The sequence below is a fragment of the Serratia sp. Sp408 genome, assembly GCF_057180665.1.
The window spans coordinates 1878735-1903432 of record NZ_JBXUFT010000001.1 but is presented as its reverse complement, the minus strand read 5'-3'; the positions used below and the strand labels follow the sequence as shown (position 1 = coordinate 1903432).

The 24698-nt window shown below is 57.4% G+C and carries 17 protein-coding genes; 16 read left to right on the top strand and 1 reads right to left on the bottom strand.

Translation table 11 applies throughout. The annotated features are described in order from the left end of the window. Positions 1-3: 3 nt before the first annotated feature. The gene (gene narX, locus AC2AXP_RS09060) at positions 4-1782 is read right to left on the bottom strand and encodes a nitrate/nitrite two-component system sensor histidine kinase NarX (protein ID WP_484381576.1); all 1779 of its coding nucleotides are present in this window, start codon (positions 1780-1782) and stop codon (positions 4-6) included. 352 nt (positions 1783-2134) lie between these two features. Here narX and AC2AXP_RS09055 point away from each other — a divergent pair, with 352 nt between their 5' ends. The 16 genes from AC2AXP_RS09055 to narI all read left to right on the top strand — a co-directional run bounded on the left by AC2AXP_RS09055 (position 2135) and on the right by narI (position 24514). Continuing rightward, positions 2135-3529, top strand: a complete 1395-nt coding sequence (locus tag AC2AXP_RS09055) for a NarK family nitrate/nitrite MFS transporter (protein ID WP_088499720.1) — start codon at positions 2135-2137, stop codon at positions 3527-3529. Positions 3530-4106: 577 nt separating this feature from the next. Next, positions 4107-5012 (top strand): winged helix-turn-helix domain-containing protein, encoded by a 906-nt coding sequence (locus tag AC2AXP_RS09050; protein ID WP_273870006.1) that lies wholly within the window; start codon positions 4107-4109, stop codon positions 5010-5012. Positions 5013-5189: 177 nt separating this feature from the next. Beyond that, positions 5190-6152 carry an NAD-dependent epimerase/dehydratase family protein gene (locus AC2AXP_RS09045; protein ID WP_484381575.1) on the top strand — a complete coding sequence of 321 codons (963 nt, stop codon included), beginning with the start codon at positions 5190-5192 and terminating at the stop codon, positions 6150-6152. Between the two features lie 172 nt (positions 6153-6324). Then, positions 6325-7374, top strand: coding sequence for a UDP-N-acetylglucosamine--undecaprenyl-phosphate N-acetylglucosaminephosphotransferase (wecA, locus tag AC2AXP_RS09040; RefSeq protein WP_484381574.1), 1050 nt, complete (start codon positions 6325-6327; stop codon positions 7372-7374). Positions 7375-7425: 51 nt separating this feature from the next. After that, positions 7426-9609 (top strand): polysaccharide biosynthesis tyrosine autokinase, encoded by a 2184-nt coding sequence (locus AC2AXP_RS09035; RefSeq protein ID WP_198772903.1) that lies wholly within the window; start codon positions 7426-7428, stop codon positions 9607-9609. A gap of 4 nt (positions 9610-9613) precedes the next feature. Further along, on the top strand, positions 9614-10912 hold the full coding sequence (locus tag AC2AXP_RS09030; protein ID WP_004961666.1) for a flippase: 1299 nt from the start codon (positions 9614-9616) through the stop codon (positions 10910-10912). Further along, positions 10893-11741 (top strand): ATP-grasp fold amidoligase family protein, encoded by an 849-nt coding sequence (locus AC2AXP_RS09025; protein WP_273869997.1) that lies wholly within the window; start codon positions 10893-10895, stop codon positions 11739-11741. The genes AC2AXP_RS09030 and AC2AXP_RS09025 overlap by 20 nt, the downstream gene beginning before the upstream one ends. Before the next feature lie 5 nt (positions 11742-11746). Beyond that, a complete protein-coding gene (locus tag AC2AXP_RS09020) occupies positions 11747-12898 on the top strand; it encodes a hypothetical protein (RefSeq protein ID WP_088499718.1) in 1152 nt (383 codons plus the stop codon). Positions 12899-12901: 3 nt separating this feature from the next. After that, complete coding sequence (locus AC2AXP_RS09015) at positions 12902-13807, top strand: glycosyltransferase family 2 protein (RefSeq protein ID WP_004961675.1); 906 nt, start codon at positions 12902-12904, stop codon at positions 13805-13807. Between the two features lies 1 nt (position 13808). Further along, positions 13809-14864: a glycosyltransferase family 4 protein gene (locus AC2AXP_RS09010; RefSeq protein WP_004961679.1), complete on the top strand. Its 1056-nt coding sequence runs from the start codon at positions 13809-13811 to the stop codon at positions 14862-14864. A gap of 7 nt (positions 14865-14871) precedes the next feature. Further along, a complete protein-coding gene (locus AC2AXP_RS09005) occupies positions 14872-15615 on the top strand; it encodes a glycosyltransferase family 2 protein (protein ID WP_004961681.1) in 744 nt (247 codons plus the stop codon). Then, positions 15612-17477 (top strand): carbohydrate-binding protein CenC, encoded by a 1866-nt coding sequence (locus AC2AXP_RS09000; RefSeq protein WP_484381573.1) that lies wholly within the window; start codon positions 15612-15614, stop codon positions 17475-17477. The genes AC2AXP_RS09005 and AC2AXP_RS09000 overlap by 4 nt, the downstream gene beginning before the upstream one ends. Before the next feature lie 338 nt (positions 17478-17815). Further along, entirely contained in the window at positions 17816-21577 is a 3762-nt protein-coding gene (locus AC2AXP_RS08995) for a nitrate reductase subunit alpha (RefSeq protein WP_484381572.1), read from the top strand. Continuing rightward, complete coding sequence (gene narH / locus AC2AXP_RS08990; RefSeq protein WP_004961700.1) at positions 21574-23115, top strand: nitrate reductase subunit beta; 1542 nt, start codon at positions 21574-21576, stop codon at positions 23113-23115. Before AC2AXP_RS08995 ends, narH begins: the two co-directional genes overlap by 4 nt. Continuing rightward, positions 23115-23834 carry a nitrate reductase molybdenum cofactor assembly chaperone gene (gene narJ, locus AC2AXP_RS08985; RefSeq protein WP_004961704.1) on the top strand — a complete coding sequence of 240 codons (720 nt, stop codon included), beginning with the start codon at positions 23115-23117 and terminating at the stop codon, positions 23832-23834. The genes narH and narJ overlap by 1 nt, the downstream gene beginning before the upstream one ends. Before the next feature lie 2 nt (positions 23835-23836). Beyond that, positions 23837-24514 carry a respiratory nitrate reductase subunit gamma gene (narI, locus tag AC2AXP_RS08980; protein WP_004961707.1) on the top strand — a complete coding sequence of 226 codons (678 nt, stop codon included), beginning with the start codon at positions 23837-23839 and terminating at the stop codon, positions 24512-24514. Positions 24515-24698 lie beyond the last annotated feature (184 nt).

Here is a 24698-nt window from a genome sequence, read left to right as displayed (position 1 = left end):
CTATTAATCGATGGCGTGGTTATCCGGGCGGAAGACCACCCGGACTTCGGTGCCGCCGCCGCTGCGTGGGGTGATATCGCAGCGGCCATGCAGACTGTTTGCGCGGTCGCGCATGATAATCAGGCCGTAATGATCTGGCCGCTCACCGTGTTCAGGCAGGCCACGGCCGTTATCGCTGACCGACAGGGTGATTTCGCCCTGCTGATTGGTCACCTGAATCCGTACCTGGCTGGCCTGAGCGTGTTTATGGATATTGCTCAAGGCCTCGCGGCTAATCTGCAACAGATGGATGGCCTGATAGGCCGGGACGGTGCGTGGCCCCAATTGATAATCCAGCTCAATGGCGATCCCCAGTCGGGCATTGAATTCCTGCACCGTCGACTGCAATGCCGCCAACAGCCCCGGCTCGCTTAATCGCAGCCGGAAGGTGGTCAGCAGTTCGCGGAGCTGTCGATAGGCGGTGTTAAGTTCTTCGCGCATTTGCCGTACCAGCGCCAGGCTGGCGGCCGGCAGCGCATCGCCCTGCATTTGCAGGCAACTGGCCTGCATCTTCAGACATGACAGCGATTGGGCGATGGAGTCATGCAGTTCACGGGCAATGGCCGCGCGCTCTTCCATCAGCATCAACTGCTGCTGATGGTCTACCTGGCGCTCGATGGCCAGCACGCTGGTCAGCTGTTCGACCAGGGTAGCGATCAGTTGATGATGATCGTCGTTCAGCGGCTGGTGATACTGCGCCACCAGTACGCCGTAGTTGCCCAGTTTATCGCTCAGACTCCAGCTTAGCGACGGGTGCTGATGCGCCGGGTACGGTTCTTCGTTCAGACAGGCGCTGCACGCCGCGTTATTGCAATATTCCGGCCGTAACGGCTGATTGTTGCTCAACAGCAAAAACTGTTCCTGGCTGTTGTTTTCATACAGCCGCAGCTGGATCGCCCGCAGTGGGGTGAGAGCCTGTAACTGGCTCAGCACCGGCGTCAGGCGGCTGCACAACGGTTCGCTGGTGTGCAATTGGCGGCTGGTGTGGTACAGAAAACCCAATACCTGGTTTTTTTGTTGCAGATCGGCGGTTTTTTCCGCTACCCGCTGTTCCAGTCCGTGGTACGTGGCGGACAGTTCGTCCGACATGGTGTTCAGCGCGCCACCGAGCGAGGCCATTTCATCCTGATGTCCACGCTGGGCGAAACGCCGACTGAAATCACCGTGCCCGACCGCCTGCGCCATTGCCACCAACTGGCGCCATGGGTGCAGCAAACGGCGGCGCAGGTAGCAAATGGTGCCGATCAGCAGCAATAGCGTCAGCGCAATGAACACCCATTGCACCAGCATCACCATCAACAGGCGTCGTTCGGTATGGCGATCGATGTCGGAGACCAGTTTGTCCAGCAGATTGACGAAATGCGCCACCTGCGGCGCGGCGTCGGCCGGCCGTTGCGCCTGTCGCAACTGGGGTTGCAGCGTCTGCTGCCAGTAGGCGCGCAGCGCCTGAAACTGTGGCGTCAATCCTTCCTGTTCGACCGCGCGCTGTAAATCGCGGCTGTTTTCATCGGCGGCCAGTTCGTCGATCAGCGCCTCGCTTTGCTCACTGAGCGGCACCTGCGCCAACAGGCGGTAACTTTGCATGCGCAGCGAACCGGCTTTGTTAATGGCATGCGCATTACCCTGAATGCTTTGCGACATCCAGGCCGAGGTACTCATGCCGGCAATCCCCAACAGGCCCAGCAGCAGCATCAGCACGGCAACCTGATTAACGATCGACAGCGGGGCCAGTAACCGTTTCATAAAGGCAAATCCCTGAAGGTATAACACGTTGGCAGCAAGAAACACGGGGCGTGAGCAGGTGGTTCCAATAACGATTCAGCCTTATTTTTCATTATCCCCAGGCATAACCCCATACCCCTAACGAAGTACCCATTAGTTTCCAGCATGCCGGCATGCCGTCGTGACTGCGGATAACCTCGCTGTCAGCCTTTTGATTTATAAGTTTTTTATTTAATGCGTTGGCTTACTCCTTAGGGGATGTAAGGTTGTTTTGGCCGTATTGCTACCTGCGGCTGCGTTGATTTGCATCAACTTTGGCGTGCGGTGGGATCACTAGGGTGGGCGAAGTTATCACCGTGTGTCAGAGGTTTTTATGTCGCAAACTGTAACGCCATCATTAAAGAAAAAAACGGGCGCGGTTATTCAGGATTGGCAACCCGAGAATACTGAATTCTGGCAACGCCGGGGCCACCGTATCGCCAGTCGCAATCTGTGGATCTCCGTTCCCTGCCTTTTATTGGCTTTCTGCGTCTGGATGCTGTTCAGCGCCGTTGCCGTGAATCTCAATAAAGTCGGTTTTGATTTTTCAACCGACCAACTGTTCCTGCTCACCGCATTACCTTCGGTTTCCGGTGCGATTTTACGCGTGCCGTATTCGTTCGTGATCCCGATATTCGGTGGCCGGCGCTGGACGGCGATCAGCACCGGCTTGCTGATCGTTCCCTGCCTGTGGTTGGGATATGCGGTACAGGATACCAGCACCACCTTCAATACCTTCATCATCATCTCGCTGCTGTGCGGTTTTGCCGGCGCCAACTTTGCTTCCAGCATGGCCAATATCAGTTTTTTCTTCCCCAAGGCCAAACAGGGCGGGGCGCTGGGCATTAACGGCGGGCTCGGCAATCTGGGCGTGAGCGTGATGCAGCTGATTGCGCCGCTGGCGATTGCCATCGGCATGTTTGGTATCTTTGGCGGCAACGGACACCCACAGCCGGACGGCAGCCAACTGTGGTTGGAAAATGCCGCCTGGATCTGGGTGCCGTTTTTGATCATCGGTACGCTGGCGGCCTGGTTCGGCATGAACGATCTGGCGGCATCCAAGGCGTCGCTCAGCCAGCAACTGCCGGTGTTGAAACGCGGCCATTTATGGATCCTCAGCCTGCTGTATCTGGCGACCTTCGGTTCGTTTATCGGCTTTTCCGCCGGCTTCGCCATGCTGTCCAAAACCCAATTCCCGGACGTGGTGATTCTGCACTATGCCTTCTTTGGTCCGTTCCTTGGTGCGTTGGCGCGCCCAGCCGGCGGGGCATTGTCCGACCGCTTTGGCGGCATCCGTGTCACGCTGATCAACTTCGTGCTGATGGCGGTGTTTGCCGGTCTGCTGTTCCTGACCTTGCCGGGAGAAGGCTCGCAAGGGTCATTCATCGCCTTTTACAGCGTCTTTATGCTGCTGTTCCTGACTGCCGGGCTGGGCAGCGGCTCGACCTTCCAGATGATTGCGGTGATTTTCCGTAAAATCACCATCGAACGGGTCATGGCGCAGGGCGGTTCGGATCGGTTGGCGCAACGCGAAGCGGTGACCGACTCTGCTGCGGCGTTGGGCTTTATTTCTGCCATTGGTGCCATTGGTGGCTTCTTTATCCCAAAAGCGTTCGGTACCTCACTGGCGATGACCGGATCGCCGGCTGGCGCGATGAAGCTGTTCCTGGTGTTTTATATTGTTTGCGTTGCCATTACCTGGCTGGTGTACGGCCGTAAGGCTCGCTGATCGTTATTTGCGGGTATCTTTCCAATCAGAGATACCCGCCATTTATATTTACTGCCTGGCATTATTTTCATCATTTCACTTCCCGCCGTTGCCGGCGATTATCCCATTACGCTTGCTATTGCCAACGCCGATAGTGATAACTGAAGCGTTAATGGCGCTTATATCTGCAAAACAATCGAATAAGAAAAATCTCATTATTGGTCGCCGCGCTCTTTATGTTTTTTTGCAATAGGATTAAACGGAAAGTCGTTTGCCATGCGCCGATGAAGGGGAAATTTCACAAGTTTATAAATATAACAACCCGCTAACAAATTGATTTTGTACTTATATTTCAGTTGGTTGCTGGTGTTTTTTCGTCATCTTTAACAATTGATAAAACCCTTGCTGCTCAAGGGTTAATCGGTGATTGGCGCCCTGATGGGGTAAAATATGTCGTATTTTAAAAAATGAAATCGGGATTTTTTTATATTTATCTTTCGCAAATATAACAGTCTATTGAGTTTACATTTAATTTCTTGAACATTTTTTCATATTTCTATACAAAGTGTGCAGGACAGGCACGTTAAGGAAATTAAAAGTGAATCTTGATAAAAGAATAAAGATTAGGAATCTGGATGTTTTAATCCCTTCCAGGAAAAAATCTCGCCTGCGCTGGAAAGAGTATCAGATACTTTCACTGCTGGTTGCCCGTTCGCCAGAATTGGTTACCCGTACGGAAATTATAGAAAATATTTGGAAAGGCACCTATTGCTCGGATTCAACGATAAATCAAACCATTAAATCCATTAGGCAGAAAATCGGCGATGGGGAGCATATGCTTATCAGAACCATTCCTCGCCTGGGTTATAAAGTGGAAAATAGTGAGGTGTTCCATTTTATCAGTGAAGAAGTCGATAACGGTGGAGATGATATTTCCCATGAAGAATTGACGAACAATGATAATATTCAAGCGGAAATATCTGAAAAAGAAACCTCCTTGCCGCCAGTCAGCCAGGATAAAATCAGCGCCGCAGCTGATAGCATGGAACAGACCGCAACAATAACGGCCAGGCCATTGCGGGGGAATAGCGATTCAGCGGAAAAAAACAGGGGCAGCCGTGGTTTTTTTTCTCTGCCGACGGCGAGAGTGGTGACCTATCTGTCGGTGCTGGCATCATTGCTGGTTATTTCACATCTTTCGTTTTTGCTGGGAAACCAGGTGCGGCCGCCGATCGTCAATGACATACAAAACAACACCCGTGTGATGCTGGCCCTGACGCTAAACGATCCGCGCGCCAAAGTGCCACAGACCTTGTTGTGCCTGTATCAGGGAGAGCATCAGGCACAGACGCAGGCAACGCTGGAATGCATCGACCCCAAGCGCGGGCAGTTTCGCCAGCCGGTGAACTATGACGCCGAAAATGCATTTGATGGCGGTTCACTCAAACTTATCTTGCCGGATAGTAATCTGGAATATCGGGTGGCGTATGATGTTAAAAATTAGCGTCATCTGAAATTTCATATCGTTCATAATTTCACATGCTGCGAATATTACTATTTCATTATTTGTTATTTGAATAGTCACAATCATTTGTCCAGTCTGTTAACCATCACCTAACGCGTATTTTGCGACCGTTCGCTGATGCGGCAGGAATAATGGAAACAGGCTGAGTGACAAATTATGGACAAGCGTAAAGTAGCGATTATTGGCGGCTCGGGTTTTATTGGCACGCGATTGGTTAAACGTCTGTGTTCCCGCAGCGATCTGGCGTTGACCATTATCGACAAGCGGCCGAGCGAGGCGTTTGCCGAACTTTATCAGTACGGCGACGTCACCGAGCCGCAGAGCTTACAGTCGGCCTTGGCCGGCTGCGATGCGGTGATTAATCTGGCGGCCGAGCATCAGGATAATGTTGAGCCGATTGCGCGGTATTACCAGGTTAACGTCGAGGGGGCGCGCAACCTGTGCAAGCTCGCGTCGATGCTCGATATCCGCCAACTGGTGTTTACCTCTTCGGTGGCGGTCTATGGCTTCGTCAAACAGGAAACCGGCGAAGACGGGGCCTTTGCGCCGTTCAATCATTACGGAAAATCCAAGCTGGAAGCGGAATATGTTTATGAAGCCTGGCACAAGGCAGACCAGGCCAACCGGCTGACCATTATCCGCCCGACGGTGGTATTCGGCGAAGGCAACCGCGGCAACGTCTATAATCTGTTTCGGCAAATTGCCAGCGGCCGTTTCGTGATGATCGGCAGCGGCAATAACATGAAGTCGATGGCCTATGTCGAAAATATTGCCGCCAGGCTCGAGCACGCGCTGGATCAGCAATTACATTACCAGGTCAGCAACTACGTCGATAAACCGGATTTTACCATGAACCAACTGGTCGACGTTATTTCCTCTTCGTTGGGACACAATAATATGACCGTGCGCATCCCCTATGTCGTTGGGGTGTGCGCCGCGAGCGTATTGGACCTGCTGGCTAAAATAACCCGCCGTAAATTCCCCATCAGCCGAATACGGATACAAAAGTTTTGTGCCAGAACACAATTTAAATCCAACCAGCAAGGCGATTTCATTGCGCCGGTTGACCTTAACTCGGCAATCGAGAAAACCATTCGGCATGAATTTACCGGCCGTTGACCAGCGCCGGCGGTAATACGCTTTGCCTGCTGTCGGCCAGACCGCCGAATCGACAATAAGCAGGAATAACCCATGCTGATTTATATCCCGGAAGCATAGATTTTATTTTTGTCAATCGCGCATTGGCAGCTGTAACTCAAGGGCGGTAGCGCGCTTAATCGCTGGAGGAATCATGTTATATCAACTGAGCGTGATATTTATTTTAGCGCTGGTGTTACTGGGGGTTAGCCGGCGTTTGGCGTTGACTATCGGGCTGGTGGATAAACCCAGCTCGCGTAAACGTCACCACGGGCATATTCCGCTGGTCGGCGGTATTGCCATTTATCTGACCCTGGCGCTGTTGTTTTACTGGCGTCCGGATTTGCTGCCGCAGGGTGACATCTATTTGGCCTGCGTGACGGCGTTACTGTTGTTGGGGGTGATGGACGATCGCTTCGACTTGCCGGTGACGCCGCGGGTGGTGGTGCAGGGCGCGGTTGCACTGGCAATGATGTTGGCGGCGGACCTGCAGCTTGCCTCACTGGGCCAGCTATGGGGACAGGATGCGCTGCTGCTGGGCGGCGGTGCGCTGTGGTTGACGCCACTGGCGGTATGGGCGGCAATCAATGCCTACAACATGATCGACGGTATCGACGGCCAACTGGGGGTGCTTTCCTGCGTCACCTTTGCCGCGCTGGCGCTGCTGTTTACCCTTGGTGGCCGCGTTAGCACCGCGCTGTGGTGCCTGAGTCTGATCGCGACGCTGGCCGCCTATCTGCTATTCAATCTTGGCGCCTTCGGATGGCGCAACAAAATCTTTATGGGCGATGCCGGCAGCATGGTAATTGGCTTCAGCGTGCTATGGCTGCTGCTGAGCGCGTCCCAGGGCGTCGCGCCGGTTATGCGGCCGGTGACCGCGTTGTGGCTGATCGCCATTCCGTTGATGGACATGGTGTCGGTGATGGCGAGTCGGGTGGTACGCGGCCAAAATCCGTTTCGCGCCGGGCGTGACCATCTGCATCACATTCTGATGCGTCGCGGTTTGAATGCGCGTCAGGCGCTGGGCATGAGCAGCCTGCTGGCGGTGACGCTGGCCTGCATTGGCGTGTTCGGCGAGGTGCTGTGGCTACCGGAAAACCTGATGCTGCTGGCTTTTGCCCTGTGTTTTGGCGGTTACCTGCTGCTGCTGCGTCAACCGTGTGAGCCCGCGGCGCTGGCCGACTCGCCCTCTGCCGATCGTTAACCTTCAACAGGCCGTAACCGGCCATCGCCCGCAGGGAATCAAGGACAGACAATGAACAATCATGCATTGCCAGCCGTGCTGGCCGATCGGGATGAAAACCTCGACTGGGAGCGGCTGATCGGCCCGCTGTGGGACAACCGTTGGCGTATCCTGCTGGTCACCGGCCTGGCCGCGGCGTTGGGCATCGGCTATGCGCTGCTGGCGACGCCGGTGTATCAGGCTTCGACCCTGATCCAGGTAGAACAGCCAAGCTCCGGGGCGTCGTTGCTGCAGGAAACGCTGGAAAGTTCCATTGGCCAGAACTCCGCCAGCCAAGATGAGGTTGCGTTGGTCAATTCGCGTCAGGTGCTGGGGAAAACGGTCGATGACCAGCAGCTGACGGTGCGCGTCAGCGCCGACTATTTTCCGTTGCTGGGCAAAGGGCTCGCCCGTTTGCGTGGCGCAAGCGTTCCCAGCGTAACCGTTACCGAGCTGACGGTACCAGAGGTGATGTTGGGGGAGTCGCTGACCCTCAGCGTGCTGGAGAACCGGCGCGTCAGCTTGCACGATGGCCAGCAGACCGTGTTGACGGGGGCGATCGACCAACCGCTGCGCAACGGCGTGTGGAGCCTGCGGATCGGCGCGCTGGACGCCCCGGTAGGCACCCGTTTCACCGTCAGCAAGCTGGCGCGGCAGCAGGCGGTCGACGATTTGCGCGACAGCCTGAACGTTGCGCTGGCCGGCAAGGACAGCGGCATCATGACCTTCCGACTGGAAAGCGAGGATCCCCTGCGTGCCCAGCGCGTATTACGCAGCATCAGCGAAAACTACCTGCAACAGAACGTCGATCGCAAAACCGAAGAGGCGCAGCGGATGCTGGCGTTTCTCGCTGAGCAATTGCCACAGACCCAGGCCGCGTTGACCAACGCCGAAAACCAGCTCAATCAGTTTCGTCAGCAAAACGACTCGGTGGATCTGTCGCTGGAGGCCAAATCGGTGTTGGATACGCAGGTGCAACTGGAGGCGCAGCTCAACGAGCTGACGTTTAAAGAGTCGGAAATTTCCAAGCTCTACACTCGCGCCCATCCGGCCTACCGCGCACTGCTGGAAAAACGCGCCACGTTGGAGGAGGAGAAGGCGCGCCTGGGTAAACAGGTACAGGCGTTGCCGAAAACCCAGCAGGAAATCTTGCGTCTGACCCGTGACGTGCAGGTGGATCAGCAGGTTTATATCCAACTGATGAACAAACAGCAGGAACTGAGCATCAGCAAGGCCGGCACGGTGGGCAATATTCGTATTATCGACGCAGCGGAAACCGGGTTAAAACCGGTAAAACCGCAAAAAATGCTGATCGTTATCCTGGCGGTGCTGATGGGCGGGGTGCTGTCTTGCTCGGTGGTGCTGTTGCGCGCTGCCTTTCATCGTGGCGTCAGCAATACCGATGTGCTGGAAAAACGCGGCATCAGCGTTTACGCCACGGTGCCGCTGTCGCCATGGCAGCTCAAGCATAACCGTGGGCAGCGGCAGCAATTGGCGAAAACAGCTGCGGCACGGCTGCCGATCCTGGCGCAGGCGCAGCCGGAAGATCTGTCGATTGAAGCGATCCGCAGTCTGCGCACCAGCCTGCATTTCGCCATGATGGCGGCGAAAAACAACATCCTGATGGTTTCCGGCGCCAGCCCGGCCAGTGGCAAGAGCTTCACCAGTTCCAACCTGGCGGTAGTGATTGCGCAGGCCGGCCAGCGCGTACTGTTGATCGACGCCGATATGCGCAAGGGCTTTTTGCACCGCTGGCTGAGCGACAGTCCGTATCAGGGGTTGTCGGATATGCTGGCCGGCAAGATAGCGCCGGCGCAGGCGGTGAAATCGACCGCCATTGCCAAGCTGGACTTCGTTCCGCGCGGACAGGTGCCACCCAACCCCTCCGAATTATTGATGCACCCGCGGTTGGCCGATTTCCTGCACTGGGCCGCGCCGCGCTACGACCTGATATTGATCGATACCCCGCCGATACTGGCGGTAACCGATGCGGCGATCGTCGGTCATCATGCGGGAACGGCGCTGATGGTGGTGCGTTTTGAGGTCAACACCGTCAAGCAGATTGAAACCAGCCTGCGTCGCTTTGAACAGAACGGCGTGGCGATCAAAGGCGTGATACTCAACGGCGTGGTGAAGAAAACCGCCGACGCCGCCGGCTATTACGCGTTTGCCTACCCGAGTCATCGGGACGATACGGCAACGGCGGCGGGTAACTGAGCTGATGAAAGCCATTGTGGCCAACGCGCTATGGTTGATGTTGGAACGCGTGTCGCTGAGCCTGTCAGGGATTTTTGTCTCGATATACGTGGCGCGCTATCTGGGGCCGGCGCAGTTCGGCACGCTGAATTACCTGTTGGCAACCATCGCCATCGTGGTGCCGCTGGCGCAGCTTGGCGCAGACAGCGTGATCTTCAATCGTCTCGCGCGCCGGCAGGTCAGTGGCATACGGCTGATGATGGCATCGCGACGATTACGGCGGCGGCTGTTTCTGCTGGTGGCGTTGCCACTGCTGGTCTGGAGTCAGTTCGGCCAGCCGCCGGCACAACGGCTGATGACGCTGTTATTGCTGGTGAGCGCCTATTTTTCGGTGCAGGACGTCTACAAGATTTACTACGACGCGCGGCTGCGATCGAAGCGCAACACGCTGATCAACAACCTGGCGCTGCTGCTGTCGATCGGTATGCGGTTGGCGTTGGTGAGTGCAGCGCTGCCACTGGCGTGGTTTGCCTTGCCGTATATCGTCAGCAGCGCTTTGCCGTATGGCGTGCGTCGGCTGCTGTTTCACCGTGAGTTGCATCGGTTGTCGCAGGTGGCATTGCGGCCATCACGTCGCTATGACCGTTATCTGTTGCGGGTCGGCATGCCGTTGGCGTTCGCCAGCCTGTCGATTGTTATCTATACCCGCATCGATCAGATCATGCTGGCTGCGCTGATTGGCGAGCAGGCGGTGGGCTGGTACAGCGCCGCAACAACGTTGAGCCAGGGATGGCTATTTGTGCCGTTGGCGCTGATCACTTCGCTGATGCCGGGCATCGCCGGCTGCCGCACGCTGGTGGAACAGGAGTACCGCATTCGCCTGCTGTACCTGGCGGTGTTGACGATGGCGCTGCCGGTGCTGCTGGTGCTGTACCTGTTTTCGACACCGCTGATCGACTGGCTGTATGGCGCGGCGTTTCACCCCGCGGCCACCGTGCTTGGCCTGTGTGGCCTGACCTCGCTGTTTTCGGTGCTGGGCACGGTGTCGTACCGCAGCATCGTGCTGTTGGCCGGCTATCGCTTTATCGCAATAAAAATGCCGTTGGTGGCGTTGGCCAACGTGGCGATGAACCTGCTGCTGATACCTCGCTTCGGGCTGGTCGGTGCCGCGCTATCGACGCTGTTGGCCGAATTCTTCTCATTCTTTGTCTTGAACCGTTTTTTCCGTGGCGGAAAAATCACCCGTTTGCAGCTCAGTTGCTTCCAGGCGGCGCCACGGTTTATCAGCACGCTAAGGAGACAGCATGTTAAACGCTCTGATTAAGGGAATTTCCCGTCGTTTGCCGGATGCCTGGCATCATCAAATAAAATATGCCATGTATTTCAAAAGGTTGCCTCATTTGGCTCAGCCGCGCGGGTTCAGCGAAAAGATCATGCGGCGCAAGGTATACCCACGCAGCATCTACAGCACGCTGTCGGATAAATACAGGGTGCGCGAGTTCATTGCCGGGCTGTGGGGCGAGGATTACCTGATCGAACTGTATGCCGAAGGGCGTGAGCTGAGCTATGACATGTTCCAACGGCTGCCGCAGGCGTTTGTCCTCAAGGCCAATCACGGCAGCGGCTATAACCGACTGGTGTTTGACAAGCAACGGGTCAGCTACGCCGAACTGTACGATTTGTCCCGCCGTTGGCTGCGCAGCAACTTTTATCAACAAAGCCGCGAAAGGCACTATCAGGACATCGAACCGCGCATCATGGCGGAGCGGCTGTTGTTGGATAACGGTGCGGTACCGAACGATCTCAAGTTTCACTGTTTTAATCGCGACGGCGAAATACGCATATTCATTCAGGTGGATTATCAGCGCTTTGGCCAGCACCGGCGTGATCTGTTTGATGAACGCTGGAATCGCACCGAAATCCGCATTTGTCTGCCCAATGCCGAGCAGCCGGCGGCACGGCCGAGCCAGCTCGACGACATGCTACGCCTGGCCCGGCTGACCGTGCAGCAGTTTTCCTATCTGCGGGTGGATATGTATCAGGTTGGCCAGCGGGTGTACTTCGGTGAGTTGACGTTTACCCCGGGGGCTGGACTCAGTCGGCTGATGCCAAAAAATATCGAACAGGAATGGGGCAGTTATTTCACCGAGTGAAGCCGATGCACAAACCAATTTCCGCCGTACCACGGCAATGCGCCGACCAGGCAGGGGGATCGCAACGGGTTATCGACCAGACGGTGATGTTGACCTTTTTGCTGATCTTCTTTTTTAAAACCTTTTTAACCTCCGGCGCGTTTGATAATGCGCCGATCGCGCAGGCGGTGAAGGTGCTGAACGGCATCATGCTGCTGTACGTCGGCTATGCGTTTACCGTCGCCACGCGCCGGGAAAAGGGCCTGCTGGGCGGTTTTATACTGCTGTTCATGTTGAATATGGCAACCGGGCACGGGGATTATCTGTTTGGCGTGGTGTTCAGCATTGCCTTTCTGATTCTGTCGCGGGTCGATCTGCCACGCGCCGGGGCCATTTTTGTCATCGCCTACGTCAGCAGCGCGGCGCTGGTGGCGTTGCCGTACCTGCTATACACCGACAGCTTCGTTTATCTGGACGAACGCTACGGCAATCGCCTGACGCTGGGGTTTGATAATCCCAATACGCTGGCGTATTACCTGTTCGCGTTGTTGGCGATGCTGTTATGCCTGCTGGATCGCGCCGCGCTCAGCCGTGGCATCAAGAACCTGGCCGCCTTGTTGCTGGCGGTGATGCTGTTGCCGATCCTGATGTACTCCTATTCGCGCACCTATTTGCTGCTGGCGCTGTTGCTGGTGGCGCTGTTCTGGCTGGCGCCGCTGTGGCGCCTGGCGCCTGGCCGCAAGTTCTGCAGCGTATTGCTGTTGACGCTGTTGCTGATCCAGTTTGTCAGCGTGCTGCGCTGGGGAGCCAACCCGGCGCTGGATGCGCTGCTGAATCAGGCATTGACCGGGCGCATCTGGTTTTCCTGGCAGATGTTCCAGGCGCTGGGGCTGCCCAATCCGCTATTTGGTCAGAATATTGACGCCTACAAGCCGGTCGACTTTTTCTATTTTGCGCTGTTTTATTCCGCCGGCGCTCTCGCGTCGCTGTGGCTGCTGTGGGTTTACTGCCGTCTGTTGGCTAATTTGGCTTTTCTGAGCCGTTTTATGCGCTGGGTGGTCGCGGTGTTTTTATTGACCACCTTTACTGAAACCTATTTTTTGGTCCCGGTATTCAATATTTCCCTGTTACTGCTGTACCGGGCGAAAAAAGACTTTTCCCCCTTAACGTTGAGGTAAGAAATGGACTTCTCAATTGTTATTCCCATCTATAACAGCGCAGGTTATTTACCGACCACGCTGACGCGGATTTTTAACGCCTGCCAGGGGTTCGATTACCAGATTGTATTGGTGGATGACTGCTCGGATGCCGAAGATATTGCACAGGTGCGGCAACTGGCGGCGGCCAACAGTCAGGTGATGCTGCACGAAAAGACGCAAAAAAGTAATGCCGCGGTTTCGCGCAATCTGGGGGCGCAGCTGGCGCAGGCCGAGGTGGTGTTTTTCCTCGACTCGGATGATTATTTCACCACCAACTATATTATTCGCCGCCTCAAGCGTCATGAGGATGTCAGCATCGACATCATTTTTGGCAACTATGCCGAAGTGCGCGGCGAGTCGGTACGCGACTACGCCTACCAGTATAAAAGCGGCTCGGCCGGAGAAGATTTTCTGTTTCTGGAAATGGGCGATATCCGTTCTTCGACCATCAGCATGCGCAAACACGGCGACCGGCGTTTCCTGTTCCCGGAGTTCCTTTATAAGCATCAGGACTGGGGATTTCTGGTCAACGCCACCAACCTTGGCGCCAACGTGGTGCACGATGCCGGCAGCGGTGTCTTTCTCGACGTCGGACGCAGTGGACGCATGACCGGCACGTTGAACCTGGACGCCAGCGACCGTTTTATCGACACCTTTTTACGCCCCAGCGATCGCCACATCAGCGGCTTTGCCTGCAAGCACCTGTTGGCGTCACTGTACAGCGAAAATCAGCAGGCCTTCACCTATTACTCATCGCGTATCGTGCGCCACACCCTGAGCGGCAAATTCAAGGTGATAAAACTGTATGGCGACTGGCTGGCGCGGCTGGGGCTGTTCCCGATCGGCGGTCGACTGCTGCGCAATGCGCGCAACGGTTTCAGGAGGTGATATGCCGCAACGAAACATTGCCATAGTGATTGAAAACATGGCGGGCAAGGGCGGCACCGAACGGGTTGCCAGCGGGCTGGCCAATGCGTTGGCGCGCCAGGCCGGACAGCGAGTAACGCTGTTTTCCATCAGCGGCGATCGCACCTTTTTTCCGTTGGAGGATGCGGTCTTGCTGCGCTTTTTGGCCGGCCGCACGCCGCTCTGGCCGTGGCGGCTTGCCTGGACGCTGCGGCGCGGGCGTTTTGACGCCATCATCATCGTTTCCATGGGCCGACTGTCGGCGATTAGCGTGCCGTACCTGCGCCTGCTGTGCCCGCATAGTCGGTTGGTGCTGAGTGAGCACGTCAGTTTCCACCAGTACCCCTGGCCGATGAAGTGGCTGAAGCTGTTGGTTTACCGCCTGAGCGACCAGGTGGTTTTGCTGACCCGGCAAGACCGCGACGTTATCGCCCGGCGCATCGGCGGCAACAAATGCCAGGTGATCGAGAATGTGTCGCCGTTTGCGGCGCAGCCGCCAGATCTCGGGCAACGAGGCAAGGTGGCGTTGGCGATGGGCCGGCTCAGCCCGCAGAAGGGCTTCGATCGGCTGATCGACATCTGGCGCAGCGTGGCGCAGCAGGCACCGGACTGGCAGTTGCTGATTGTCGGCGACGGGCCGGATCGCGCCGCGCTGCAACGGCAGATTATCGAATGCGGCCTGCAACGGCAGGTGCGCCTGCTGCCGGCAACCCGGGATGTAACGGCGTATTACCGCCGTGCCAGCCTGACGCTGATGACCTCCCGCTATGAAGGGCTGCCGATGGTACTGATTGAATCGATGAGCTTCGGCTTGCCGCTGGTGGCCTATGACTGTCTGACCGGGCCGGCGCAGCTGATCGAGCCCGACGTTAACGGCTATCTGGTGCCGGAGGGCGATCGGCAGCAGTTTTGCCAATGCGTGCTGACGCTGATCGACGATGAACCACTGCGCCGGCGTTTTTCCGCCGCGTCGCTGGCCAAGGCGCAGCGTTTTGCGCCAGAACGCATTTATCCCCAATGGCAGCACATCATTACGTGAGGAAAACATGGAAAAAGTGTCAATCATCATGCCGGCCTACAATGCCGCGGCCTCGATCAATGCGTCGATACTCGGCGTGCTCAACCAGCGTTTCAGCGACTATCACCTGTACGTGATTGATGATGCCTCTAGCGACAACACCGCCGAGATGGTCAAACCGTACATTCACGATCGGCTGACCTATATTCGCAATCGGCAGAACTACGGGGTAGCGGAGACGCGTAATATCGGCATAGAAGCGGCACGCGGCGACTATCTGGCCTTTTGCGACAGTGACGATGTCTGGCACCACAGCAAACTGGCGCGTCAGGTTGAAATACTGCAATCCGAGCGTTATGACGTGGTGTGTTCGCATTACTACACCTTTGAAAACGATCCGCAGTGCGTCAAGAATTACCGTGGCGCAGAAGAGATCATCGGCTATCAGGATATGTTGAAGAGCAACTGGATCGGCAACCTGACCGGCATCTATAACCAGCGCCGTACCGGTAAGGTGTATCAGCAAAATCTGGGGCACGAAGATTATCTGATGTGGCTGGCGATCCTGCGTAAGGCGCGCAACAGCCTGGCTTACTGCATTCCCGAACCGCTGGCATTTTATCGGCTTTCCGGTCAGTCGCTGTCAGGCAATAAAATCAAGGCGGCGGACTGGCAGTGGAAAATCTATCGCAATCATCTGGGCCTGTCGTATCAAAAATCCTGCCTGCTGTTCTTTGCCTATCTGTTCAACGCGGCGATGAAAAGACAATGAGCACCGGCAATCCGTATCGTGCGCTGCTGCTGGCCAGCTGCTGGCTGGCCGCGGGGGCGCAGGCAAACGTCTGTGCGCCGAACCTGCTGATCAATCCCGGCTTTGAACAGGGGGCGCAAGCCTGGCGCAGCGCAGGGGCGCGGGTTGTGGCCGCGGGGCGCGGTGGTGGCGCGGCGCTGTATTATCGGCCTTCGCCTGCCGAGGGTTACCACACCTTCAGTCAGCGGCTGTCGGTGCAACCGGGGCAGACGATCGACTTTGGCGCCTGGATCCGCGTGCATAATGTGCGCGGAGCCACGGGCGACAACGGTGCCAGCGTCTACCTGCAAAGCTTCGATGCACAAGGGCGGTTTCTGGAGGGCAGCTACCCGCGGGGCGTTAGCGGTAGCGCCGACTGGCAGTCTATCCGCGCCCGATATACCGTGCCGGCGCAGGCGGCCCGGGTTACGCTGGGGGTCTACCTGCGCCGTTATAGCAGCGGCGAGGCGTGGTTTGACGATCTGTACGCCTGCGTGCGGCCGCCACAGCCGGCGTTGTATCCGCTGGGTGTCGGGCAAAACGGCAACGCGCAGACGCTGATCGAGGTCGCGTCTGCACAGCGCGTACAGGTGGACAGTCGCCTGCTTGACCGCCAGGGGCGTACCATCAAAAGCAGCTCGCAGCGGTTGCAGATAGACAAACGCCATCGGTTGCAGTTTGACCTGCCGCCGGCGCTGCCGGCCGGGGAATATCGTCTGCGTCAGCAAGTCACGGCGACGATGGCGCCGCAGGGGCCAAGCAGCGAAGTACCGCTTGAACTGGGCCTGCCAGCGGCGGCGGTGAGCATCGACGCCGACGGGTTTACCCGCAAGGCCGGGCAGCGCATTTTCCCGTTGGGCATTTATGCCGACATAACCAGCGAGCGGCATCTGGCGCGTATCGCCGCCGCCGGGTTCAACAGCGTGCTGAATTACAACTATGGCAACGGCAAAGATCCCTATGGTTTTTTCCGTCGTGCACAGCGCCAGGGATTGCAGGTGATCTATTCGCTGAAAGACCTGTATCCCGGTAGCCGTTTCGCACCGCCGACGCGCTCGGGCTATCCGGCATTGGCCGCCTGGCAGGTGATGCGGCTGAAAGGCCAGCCCAATCTGCTGGCCTGGTATATCAACGATGAGCTGGGGCCGGAATACCTTGGGCAGATTGTCGCCAGGCAGCGGCAAATCCGTCGTCTGGACCGCGACCATCCGACCTTCCAGGTGTTGAACAAGACCGCGGATCTGGACGCCTATTACCATGGCGCAGATATTCTGGCGACCGATCCGTACCCGGTGGGCGTGGATGACGATCTGACCCGCACCACGCGTTATACCGCGTTGACGGTGCAGGCTGCCAGGCGGGTCAAGGGGGCCTGGGTGGTGATTCAAATCATGGATCACGCCGCCTATGATCCCCGCCGTCGGCCACACCAACCGAATGAAGACGAGATCCGCAGTCAGGCCTGGCAGGCGCTGATCGGCGGTGCCAATGGCCTGCTGTTTTACTCCTATACCGATCTGTTCTATCGGCGCCAGCAGGGGCGTCTCTATCCGCAGGCGCAGGCCGACAGCTGGCGCGGCGTGGCGGCGGTGGCGTTGCAGATCAAGAGCTTTACCCCGTATCTGCTTAGCGGCCGGCGTTTAACGCCGATCGGCAGCAACCCGGCGATCCCGGCGCGCATCTTTGCCGACCAGCGGCGCGCCTTGCTGTTGGTGACCAACCCGTTTTATCGCCCGGTGACGCTGCGGCTGCAATTACCGGCAGGCTGGCATCATCAGGGGGCGACGACGCTGACCCTGTCGCTGCCGGCGGTCGGTTCCCGTAGCCTGTGGCTGAACCGCTAAGCAAGCATTCCGATGCGCGATGCCGCCGGCGCATCGCGCGTCTACCTCCAAATATCCCTCCCCCTCAGGATACCCGTCGCCTGGCAAGGATGTTTTTATAATTATGTTATTAATCAATGAGTAATGCTGTTTTTTGGCGTTAATCCTTTGGTGGTATTTTCTGTTTTCCGTCGCCGTTTCCCCGGTATTCCCTTGATCACAATCAAATTGTTGGCGCTGAGGCAAAAGTAGGCTGGCCGCAGAGTGAGCAATGTCGATACCCGTCGTTTGCACCCTGTCAGACATTGGTTGAGCGCCCGGGTATACCTACAACGAGAGAGCCTTCAGGAGAACTCCGGATGAGCAAGTTTTTAGACCGGTTCCGCTATTTCAAGCAGTTGGCCGAGCCGTTTTCCGGCGAGCATGGTCAGACGCTGAACGCCAACCGCGACTGGGAAGACGGCTATCGCAGCCGCTGGCAACACGATAAAGTGGTGCGTTCCACCCACGGGGTAAACTGTACCGGCTCGTGCAGCTGGAAAATTTACGTGAAGAATGGCCTGGTCACCTGGGAAACCCAGCAGACCGATTATCCGCGTACCCGTCCCGATCTGCCCAACCACGAACCGCGTGGCTGCCCGCGTGGCGCCAGTTATTCGTGGTATCTGTACAGTGCCAACCGCCTGAAATATCCGCTGATGCGCAAACGCCTGATGAAACTGTGGCGCGAGGCCAAAGCGCAGCACAGCGATCCGGTCGATGCCTGGGGCTCGATCGTTGCCGACCCGGAAAAAGCCAAAAGCTACAAAGTGGCGCGCGGTCGCGGTGGTTTTGTGCGCTCCAGCTGGCAAGAGGTTAACGAACTGATCGCCGCGTCTAACGTGTACACCGCCAAAACTTTTGGCCCGGACCGGATTATCGGTTTTTCGCCGATTCCGGCAATGTCGATGGTGTCATATGCCGCCGGGGCGCGTTATCTGTCGCTGATTGGCGGTACCTGTCTGAGTTTCTACGATTGGTACTGCGATTTGCCACCGGCCTCGCCGATGACCTGGGGTGAACAGACCGACGTCCCGGAATCCGCTGACTGGTACAATTCGTCATACATCATTGCCTGGGGTTCCAACGTGCCACAGACGCGTACCCCGGATGCGCACTTCTTTACCGAAGTGCGTTACAAAGGCACCAAAACCGTGGCGGTCACGCCAGATTATGCGGAGGTTGCCAAGCTGTGCGACCACTGGCTGAATCCGAAGCAGGGCACGGACAGCGCCATGGCACTGGCGATGGGCCACGTGATGCTCAAGGAGTTCCACCTCGATCGTCAGGTCGGTTATTTCCGCGATTACCTGCGCCGCTATACCGATATGCCGATGCTGGTGCTGCTGGAGCCGCGCGAAGCCGGCCACTATGCCGCCGGCCGTATGCTGCGTGCCAGCGACCTGGTCGACGCCCTGGGGCAGGACAACAACCCTGAATGGAAAACCATTGCGCTCGATCGGCACACCGGCCAACTGGTAGCGCCGCAAGGCTCTATCGGTTTCCGTTGGGGCGAGCAGGGCAAATGGAATCTTGAACAGCGCGAAGGTCAGCATCAGCAGGAGGTTGAGCTGCAACTGAGCCTGCTGGATGCGCATGATGAGGTAGTCGAGGTCGGTTTCCCGTATTTCGGCGGCGTGGAAAGCGAACATTTCAACAGCGTGGCGCTGCAACAGATCCTGCTGCATAAGCTGCCGGTCAAGCGTCTGCAACTGGCGGACGGCAGCGAGGCGCTGGTTACCAGCGTATACGATCTGACGCTGGCCAACTACGGTCTTGAACGTGGGCTGAACGACGACAACTGTGCGGCGAACTACGACGATATCAAGGCCTATTCTCCCGCCTGGGCGGAGCAAATCACCGGCGTTTCGCGCCAGAACATCATCCGCATTGCGCGCGAGTTTGCCGAGAACGCCGAAAAAACCCACGGTCGTTCGATGATCATCGTCGGTGCCGGTATGAACCACTGGTATCACATGGACATGAACTACCGTGGGCTGATCAATATGCTGATCTTCTGCGGCTGTGTCGGCCAGAGCGGTGGCGGCTGGGCGCACTACGTCGGTCAGGAAAAACTGCGGCCACAGACCGGCTGGTTACCGCTGGCGTTCGGCCTGGACTGGCAGCGACCGCCGCGCCAGATGAACGGTACCTCGTTCTTCTATAACCACTCCAGTCAGTGGCGCTACGAAACCGTCGGTACCGAAGAACTGCTGTCGCCGCTGGCGGATAAATCACGCTTCGGTGGCAGTCTGATTGACCTTAACGTGCGCGCCGAGCGCATGGGGTGGCTACCGTCGGCACCGCAGCTGGACGTCAACCCGCTGCATATCGCCGCGCAGGCCAAGGCCGCCGGCCAGTCGCCGCTGGATTACACCGTTGACAGCCTTAAACAGGGGACGTTGCGCTTTGCCGCCGAACAGCCGGACAATCCGCAGAACTTCCCGCGTAACCTGTTTGTCTGGCGTTCTAACCTGCTGGGCTCTTCCGGCAAGGGCCACGAATACATGCTGAAGTACCTGCTGGGAACCGAGAATGGCATTCAGGGCCAGGATCTGGGCCAACAGGGCGGGGTGAAGCCGCAAGAGGTGGAATGGCAGGATAACGGCGGCGAAGGCAAACTGGATCTGGTGGTGACGCTCGACTTCCGCATGTCCAGCACCTGCCTGTATTCCGATATCGTCTTGCCAACCGCCACCTGGTATGAAAAGGACGACATGAATACTTCGGATATGCATCCGTTTATTCACCCGCTGTCGGCGGCGGTCGATCCAGCCTGGGAATCGAAAAGCGACTGGGAGATTTACAAAGGCATCGCCAAAACCTTCTCCGAGGTGTGCGTCGGCCATCTGGGACAGGAAACCGACGTGGTGACCTTGCCTATCCAGCACGATTCCGCCGCCGAATTGGCACAGCCATTTGGCGTACAGGACTGGAAACGCGGTGAATGCGATCTGATCCCGGGGAAAACCGCGCCGCACATCATGCTGGTGGAGCGTGACTATCCGGCCACCTACCAGCGTTTTACCTCGCTTGGCCCGTTGCTGGATCGGCTCGGCAACGGCGGTAAAGGCATCGGCTGGAATACCCAGACCGAAGTCGATTTCCTGAAAAAACTCAATTACGTCAAGACCGACGGCCCGGCTATCGGTCGGCCGAAGATCGAAAGCGCCATTGACGCCGCCGAGGTGATCCTGTCGCTGGCGCCGGAAACCAATGGTCAGGTTGCGGTCAAGGCCTGGCAGGCGCTGAGCAAGGTTACCGGCCGTGACCATAGCCACCTGGCGCTGAACAAGGAAGACGAAAAGATTCGCTTTCGCGATATTCAGGCCCAGCCGCGCAAGATTATTTCCAGCCCGACCTGGTCTGGGCTGGAAGATGAACACGTGTCGTACAACGCCTGCTACACCAACGTACACGAGCTGATCCCCTGGCGCACGCTGAGCGGTCGCCAGCAGATTTATCAGGATCACGAATGGATGCGCGCCTTCGGCGAGAGCCTGTTGGTTTACCGCCCGCCGATCAACACCCGGGCTGCGCAGCCGCTGCTGAACCGCAAGCCGAACGGCAATAAAGAGAAGGCGCTCAACTTCCTGACGCCGCACCAGAAGTGGGGTATTCACTCCACCTACAGCGACAACCTGTTGATGCTGACGCTGTCGCGCGGTGGGCCGATTGTCTGGCTGAGCGAGGATGACGCCAAAGATCTGGGCATTGCCGACAACGACTGGATCGAAGCGTTCAACGCCAACGGCGCGCTGACCGCGCGTGCGGTGGTCAGTCAACGTATTCCGGCCGGCATGACCATGATGTATCACGCGCAGGAACGCATCGTGAATATTCCGGGCTCGGAAATCACCAGTCAGCGCGGCGGCATTCACAACTCGGTGACCCGCGTTTGCCCGAAACCGACCCATATGATCGGTGGCTACGCGCAGCTGAGCTACGGCTTCAACTATTACGGCACCGTCGGCTCCAACCGCGATGAGTTTGTGGTAGTGCGTAAAATGAACCGCATCGATTGGCTGGACGGGGAAGGTAACGACGATATGCAGGGCAGCCAGCAGGAGAAAAACCAATGAAAATACGTTCGCAAGTCGGCATGGTGCTGAACCTCGACAAATGCATCGGCTGCCACACCTGTTCGGTGACTTGTAAAAATGTCTGGACCAGCCGGGAAGGCGTGGAGTATGCCTGGTTCAACAACGTCGAAAGCAAGCCGGGCGTCGGTTATCCGCATGCCTGGGAAGATCAGGAAAAATGGCGTGGCGGCTGGATCCGAAAAATCAACGGCAAACTGGAGCCGCGCATGGGCGGCCGGGTGGGACTGTTGTCGAAGATCTTCGCCAACCCGGACGTACCGGCGCTGGACGACTACTATGAGCCGTTTGACTACGACTATCAGAATCTGCATAGCGCGCCGCAGGGCAAGCATCAGCCGATCGCCCGCCCGCGTTCGCTGATTACCGGTCAGCGGATGAAAAAGATCGAAAACGGCCCGAACTGGGAAGAGATCCTCGGCGGTGAGTTCGACAAACGTTCGAAGGATAAAAACTTCGACAATATGCAAAAGGCGATGTACGGCCAGTTCGAAAACACCTTCATGATGTATTTACCGCGTCTGTGCGAACACTGCCTCAATCCGGCGTGCGTGGCGACCTGTCCAAGCGGCGCTATCTATAAGCGCGGCGAGGACGGCATTGTGCTGATCGATCAAGACAAATGCCGGGGGTGGCGCATGTGTCTGACCGGCTGTCCGTACAAGAAAATCTATTTCAACTGGAAGAGCGGCAAGTCTGAAAAATGCATTTTCTGCTATCCGCGCATTGAAGCGGGGCAGCCGACCGTCTGTTCTGAAACCTGCGTTGGCCGCATTCGCTATCTCGGCGTGCTGCTGTATGACGCCGACCGCATTGAACAGGCGGCGGCAGCGGAAAACGAGCAGGATCTGTACCAGCGACAGTTGGATATCTTCCTCGATCCAAACGATCCGGCGGTGATTGCCCAGGCGTTGGCGGACGGTATACCGCAAAGCGTCATCGACGCGGCGCAGCAATCGCCGGTCTACAAGATGGCAATGGACTGGAAGCTGGCGCTGCCGCTGCACCCGGAATACCGTACCTTGCCAATGGTGTGGTATGTGCCGCCATTGTCGCCGATTCAGTCGGCGGCGGATGCCGGCGAGCTGGCGCACAGCGGCGTGCTGCCAGAGGTCGAAAGTCTGCGTATTCCGGTGCAGTATCTGGCCAATCTGCTGACCGCCGGCGACACCGCGCCGGTGCTGCTGGCGCTCAAGCGCATGCTGGCCATGCGCCACTACAAACGTGCTGAAACCGTCGACGGCGTGGTGGATACCCGTGCACTGGAACAGGTCGGTCTGAGCGAAGCGCAGGCGCAGGAAATGTACCGCTATCTGGCGATTGCCAACTACGAAGACCGCTTCGTGGTGCCCTCCAGTCACCGTGAGTTGGCACGCGAAGCCTTCCCGGAAAGCAAGGGCTGCGGTTTCAGTTTCGGTGACGGCTGCCACGGCAGCGACGGCAAGTTCAACCTGTTCAACAGCCGTCGTATTGACGCTATCGATATCAGCCAGAAAACGATCCGCAGGGAGGAGGTGTGATGATTGCTCTACGCATAATTGCGCGCCTGCTGGATTATCCGGACCGTCAACTCTGGGATCATCATCCGGAACTGCTGGCGGCGCTGGAGTCGGCCAACGAACTGGATTTGCACCATAGCGCCCAGCTGATTGGCTTTATCCACGCTTTCTGTTCGCGGCCATTGCTTGATGTGCAGGCGGAATATTGTGAGTTGTTCGATCGCGGTCGCGCCACCTCGCTGCTGCTGTTTGAGCACGTGCACGGCGAGTCGCGCGATCGTGGCCAGGCGATGGTTGACCTGATGGCGCAATACCGCGCCGAGGGGCTGGAAATCGACAGCCGCGAACTGCCGGATTTCCTGCCGCTGTACCTTGAATACCTGTCCGGCCGGGATAACAGTCCGGCGCGCGATGGCCTGTTGGATATTGCGCCGATTCTGGCACTGCTTGGTGCCCGTTTGCACCAGCGGCAAAGCCCTTATGGCGTGTTGTTCGATGTGCTGCTGGCACTGTCCGGCAGCGACGTGCAAACCCAGGCGCTGACAACGCAGGTGGCGCAAGAAGCGCGCGACGACACGCCGCAGGCGTTGGATGCGGTATGGGAAGAGGAGCAAATCCGCTTCCTTGGCGAACAGCCAGGCTGTGGCTCCGAACAGCAGAGCGCGCACCAGCGGCGTTTCGCCGGTGCGGTAGCGCCGCAATATCTCGATCTGGCGGCAACGGCAAGCAAAGGAAGATAACCATGCAATATTTGAATCAGTTTTTCTTTGATATTTACCCGTATCTGGCAGGGGCGGTTTTCCTGATCGGCAGTTGGTTGCGTTACGATTATGGTCAATACAGCTGGCGTGCCGGCTCCAGCCAGATGCTGGACAAGAAGGGGATGCGGCTGGCGTCCAACCTGTTTCACATTGGCATTATCGGCATCTTTGCCGGACACCTGTTGGGCATGCTGACGCCGCACTGGATGTACGCGTCTTTCTTGCCAATTGATGTGAAACAGAAACTGGCGATGATCGCCGGCGGAGCCTGCGGCGTGATGACGCTGATCGGTGGCGGACTGTTGCTGAAACGTCGGCTGACCAATCCGCGGGTGCGTGCCACCAGCAGTACCGGCGATATTCTGATCCTGACGCTGCTGGTGATACAAGTCTGTCTGGGTTTGCTGACGATTCCGTTCTCGGCTCAGCATATGGACGGCAGCGAGATGATGAAGCTGGTGGCTTGGGCGCAGGCGGTGGTGACCTTCCACGCAGGGGCATCGCAGCACCTGGTCGGGGTGGCGCCGATCTTCAAACTGCACATGGTGTTAGGCATGACGCTGTTTGTGCTGTTTCCGTTCTGCCGCCTGGTGCATATCTGGAGCGCGCCGGTGGAGTACCTGACGCGTCGCTATCAACTGGTGCGCAATCGCCGTTAGTCCTGCTCTCCGCGCTGGCTGCAAGGCTGCCAGGCAGCGCGGATTTTCTTTTCTTCTTTTCTCTTGTATTTGATTTCACGCTAAAAACCTGCTGAATTTGCGAAGCGTTACGCAGTTCGCTAATTGAACCGCTGCGGCGATGGCGCTACAGTCTAGCCAGCTTAGTCAAGGCCACAGGAGGTGG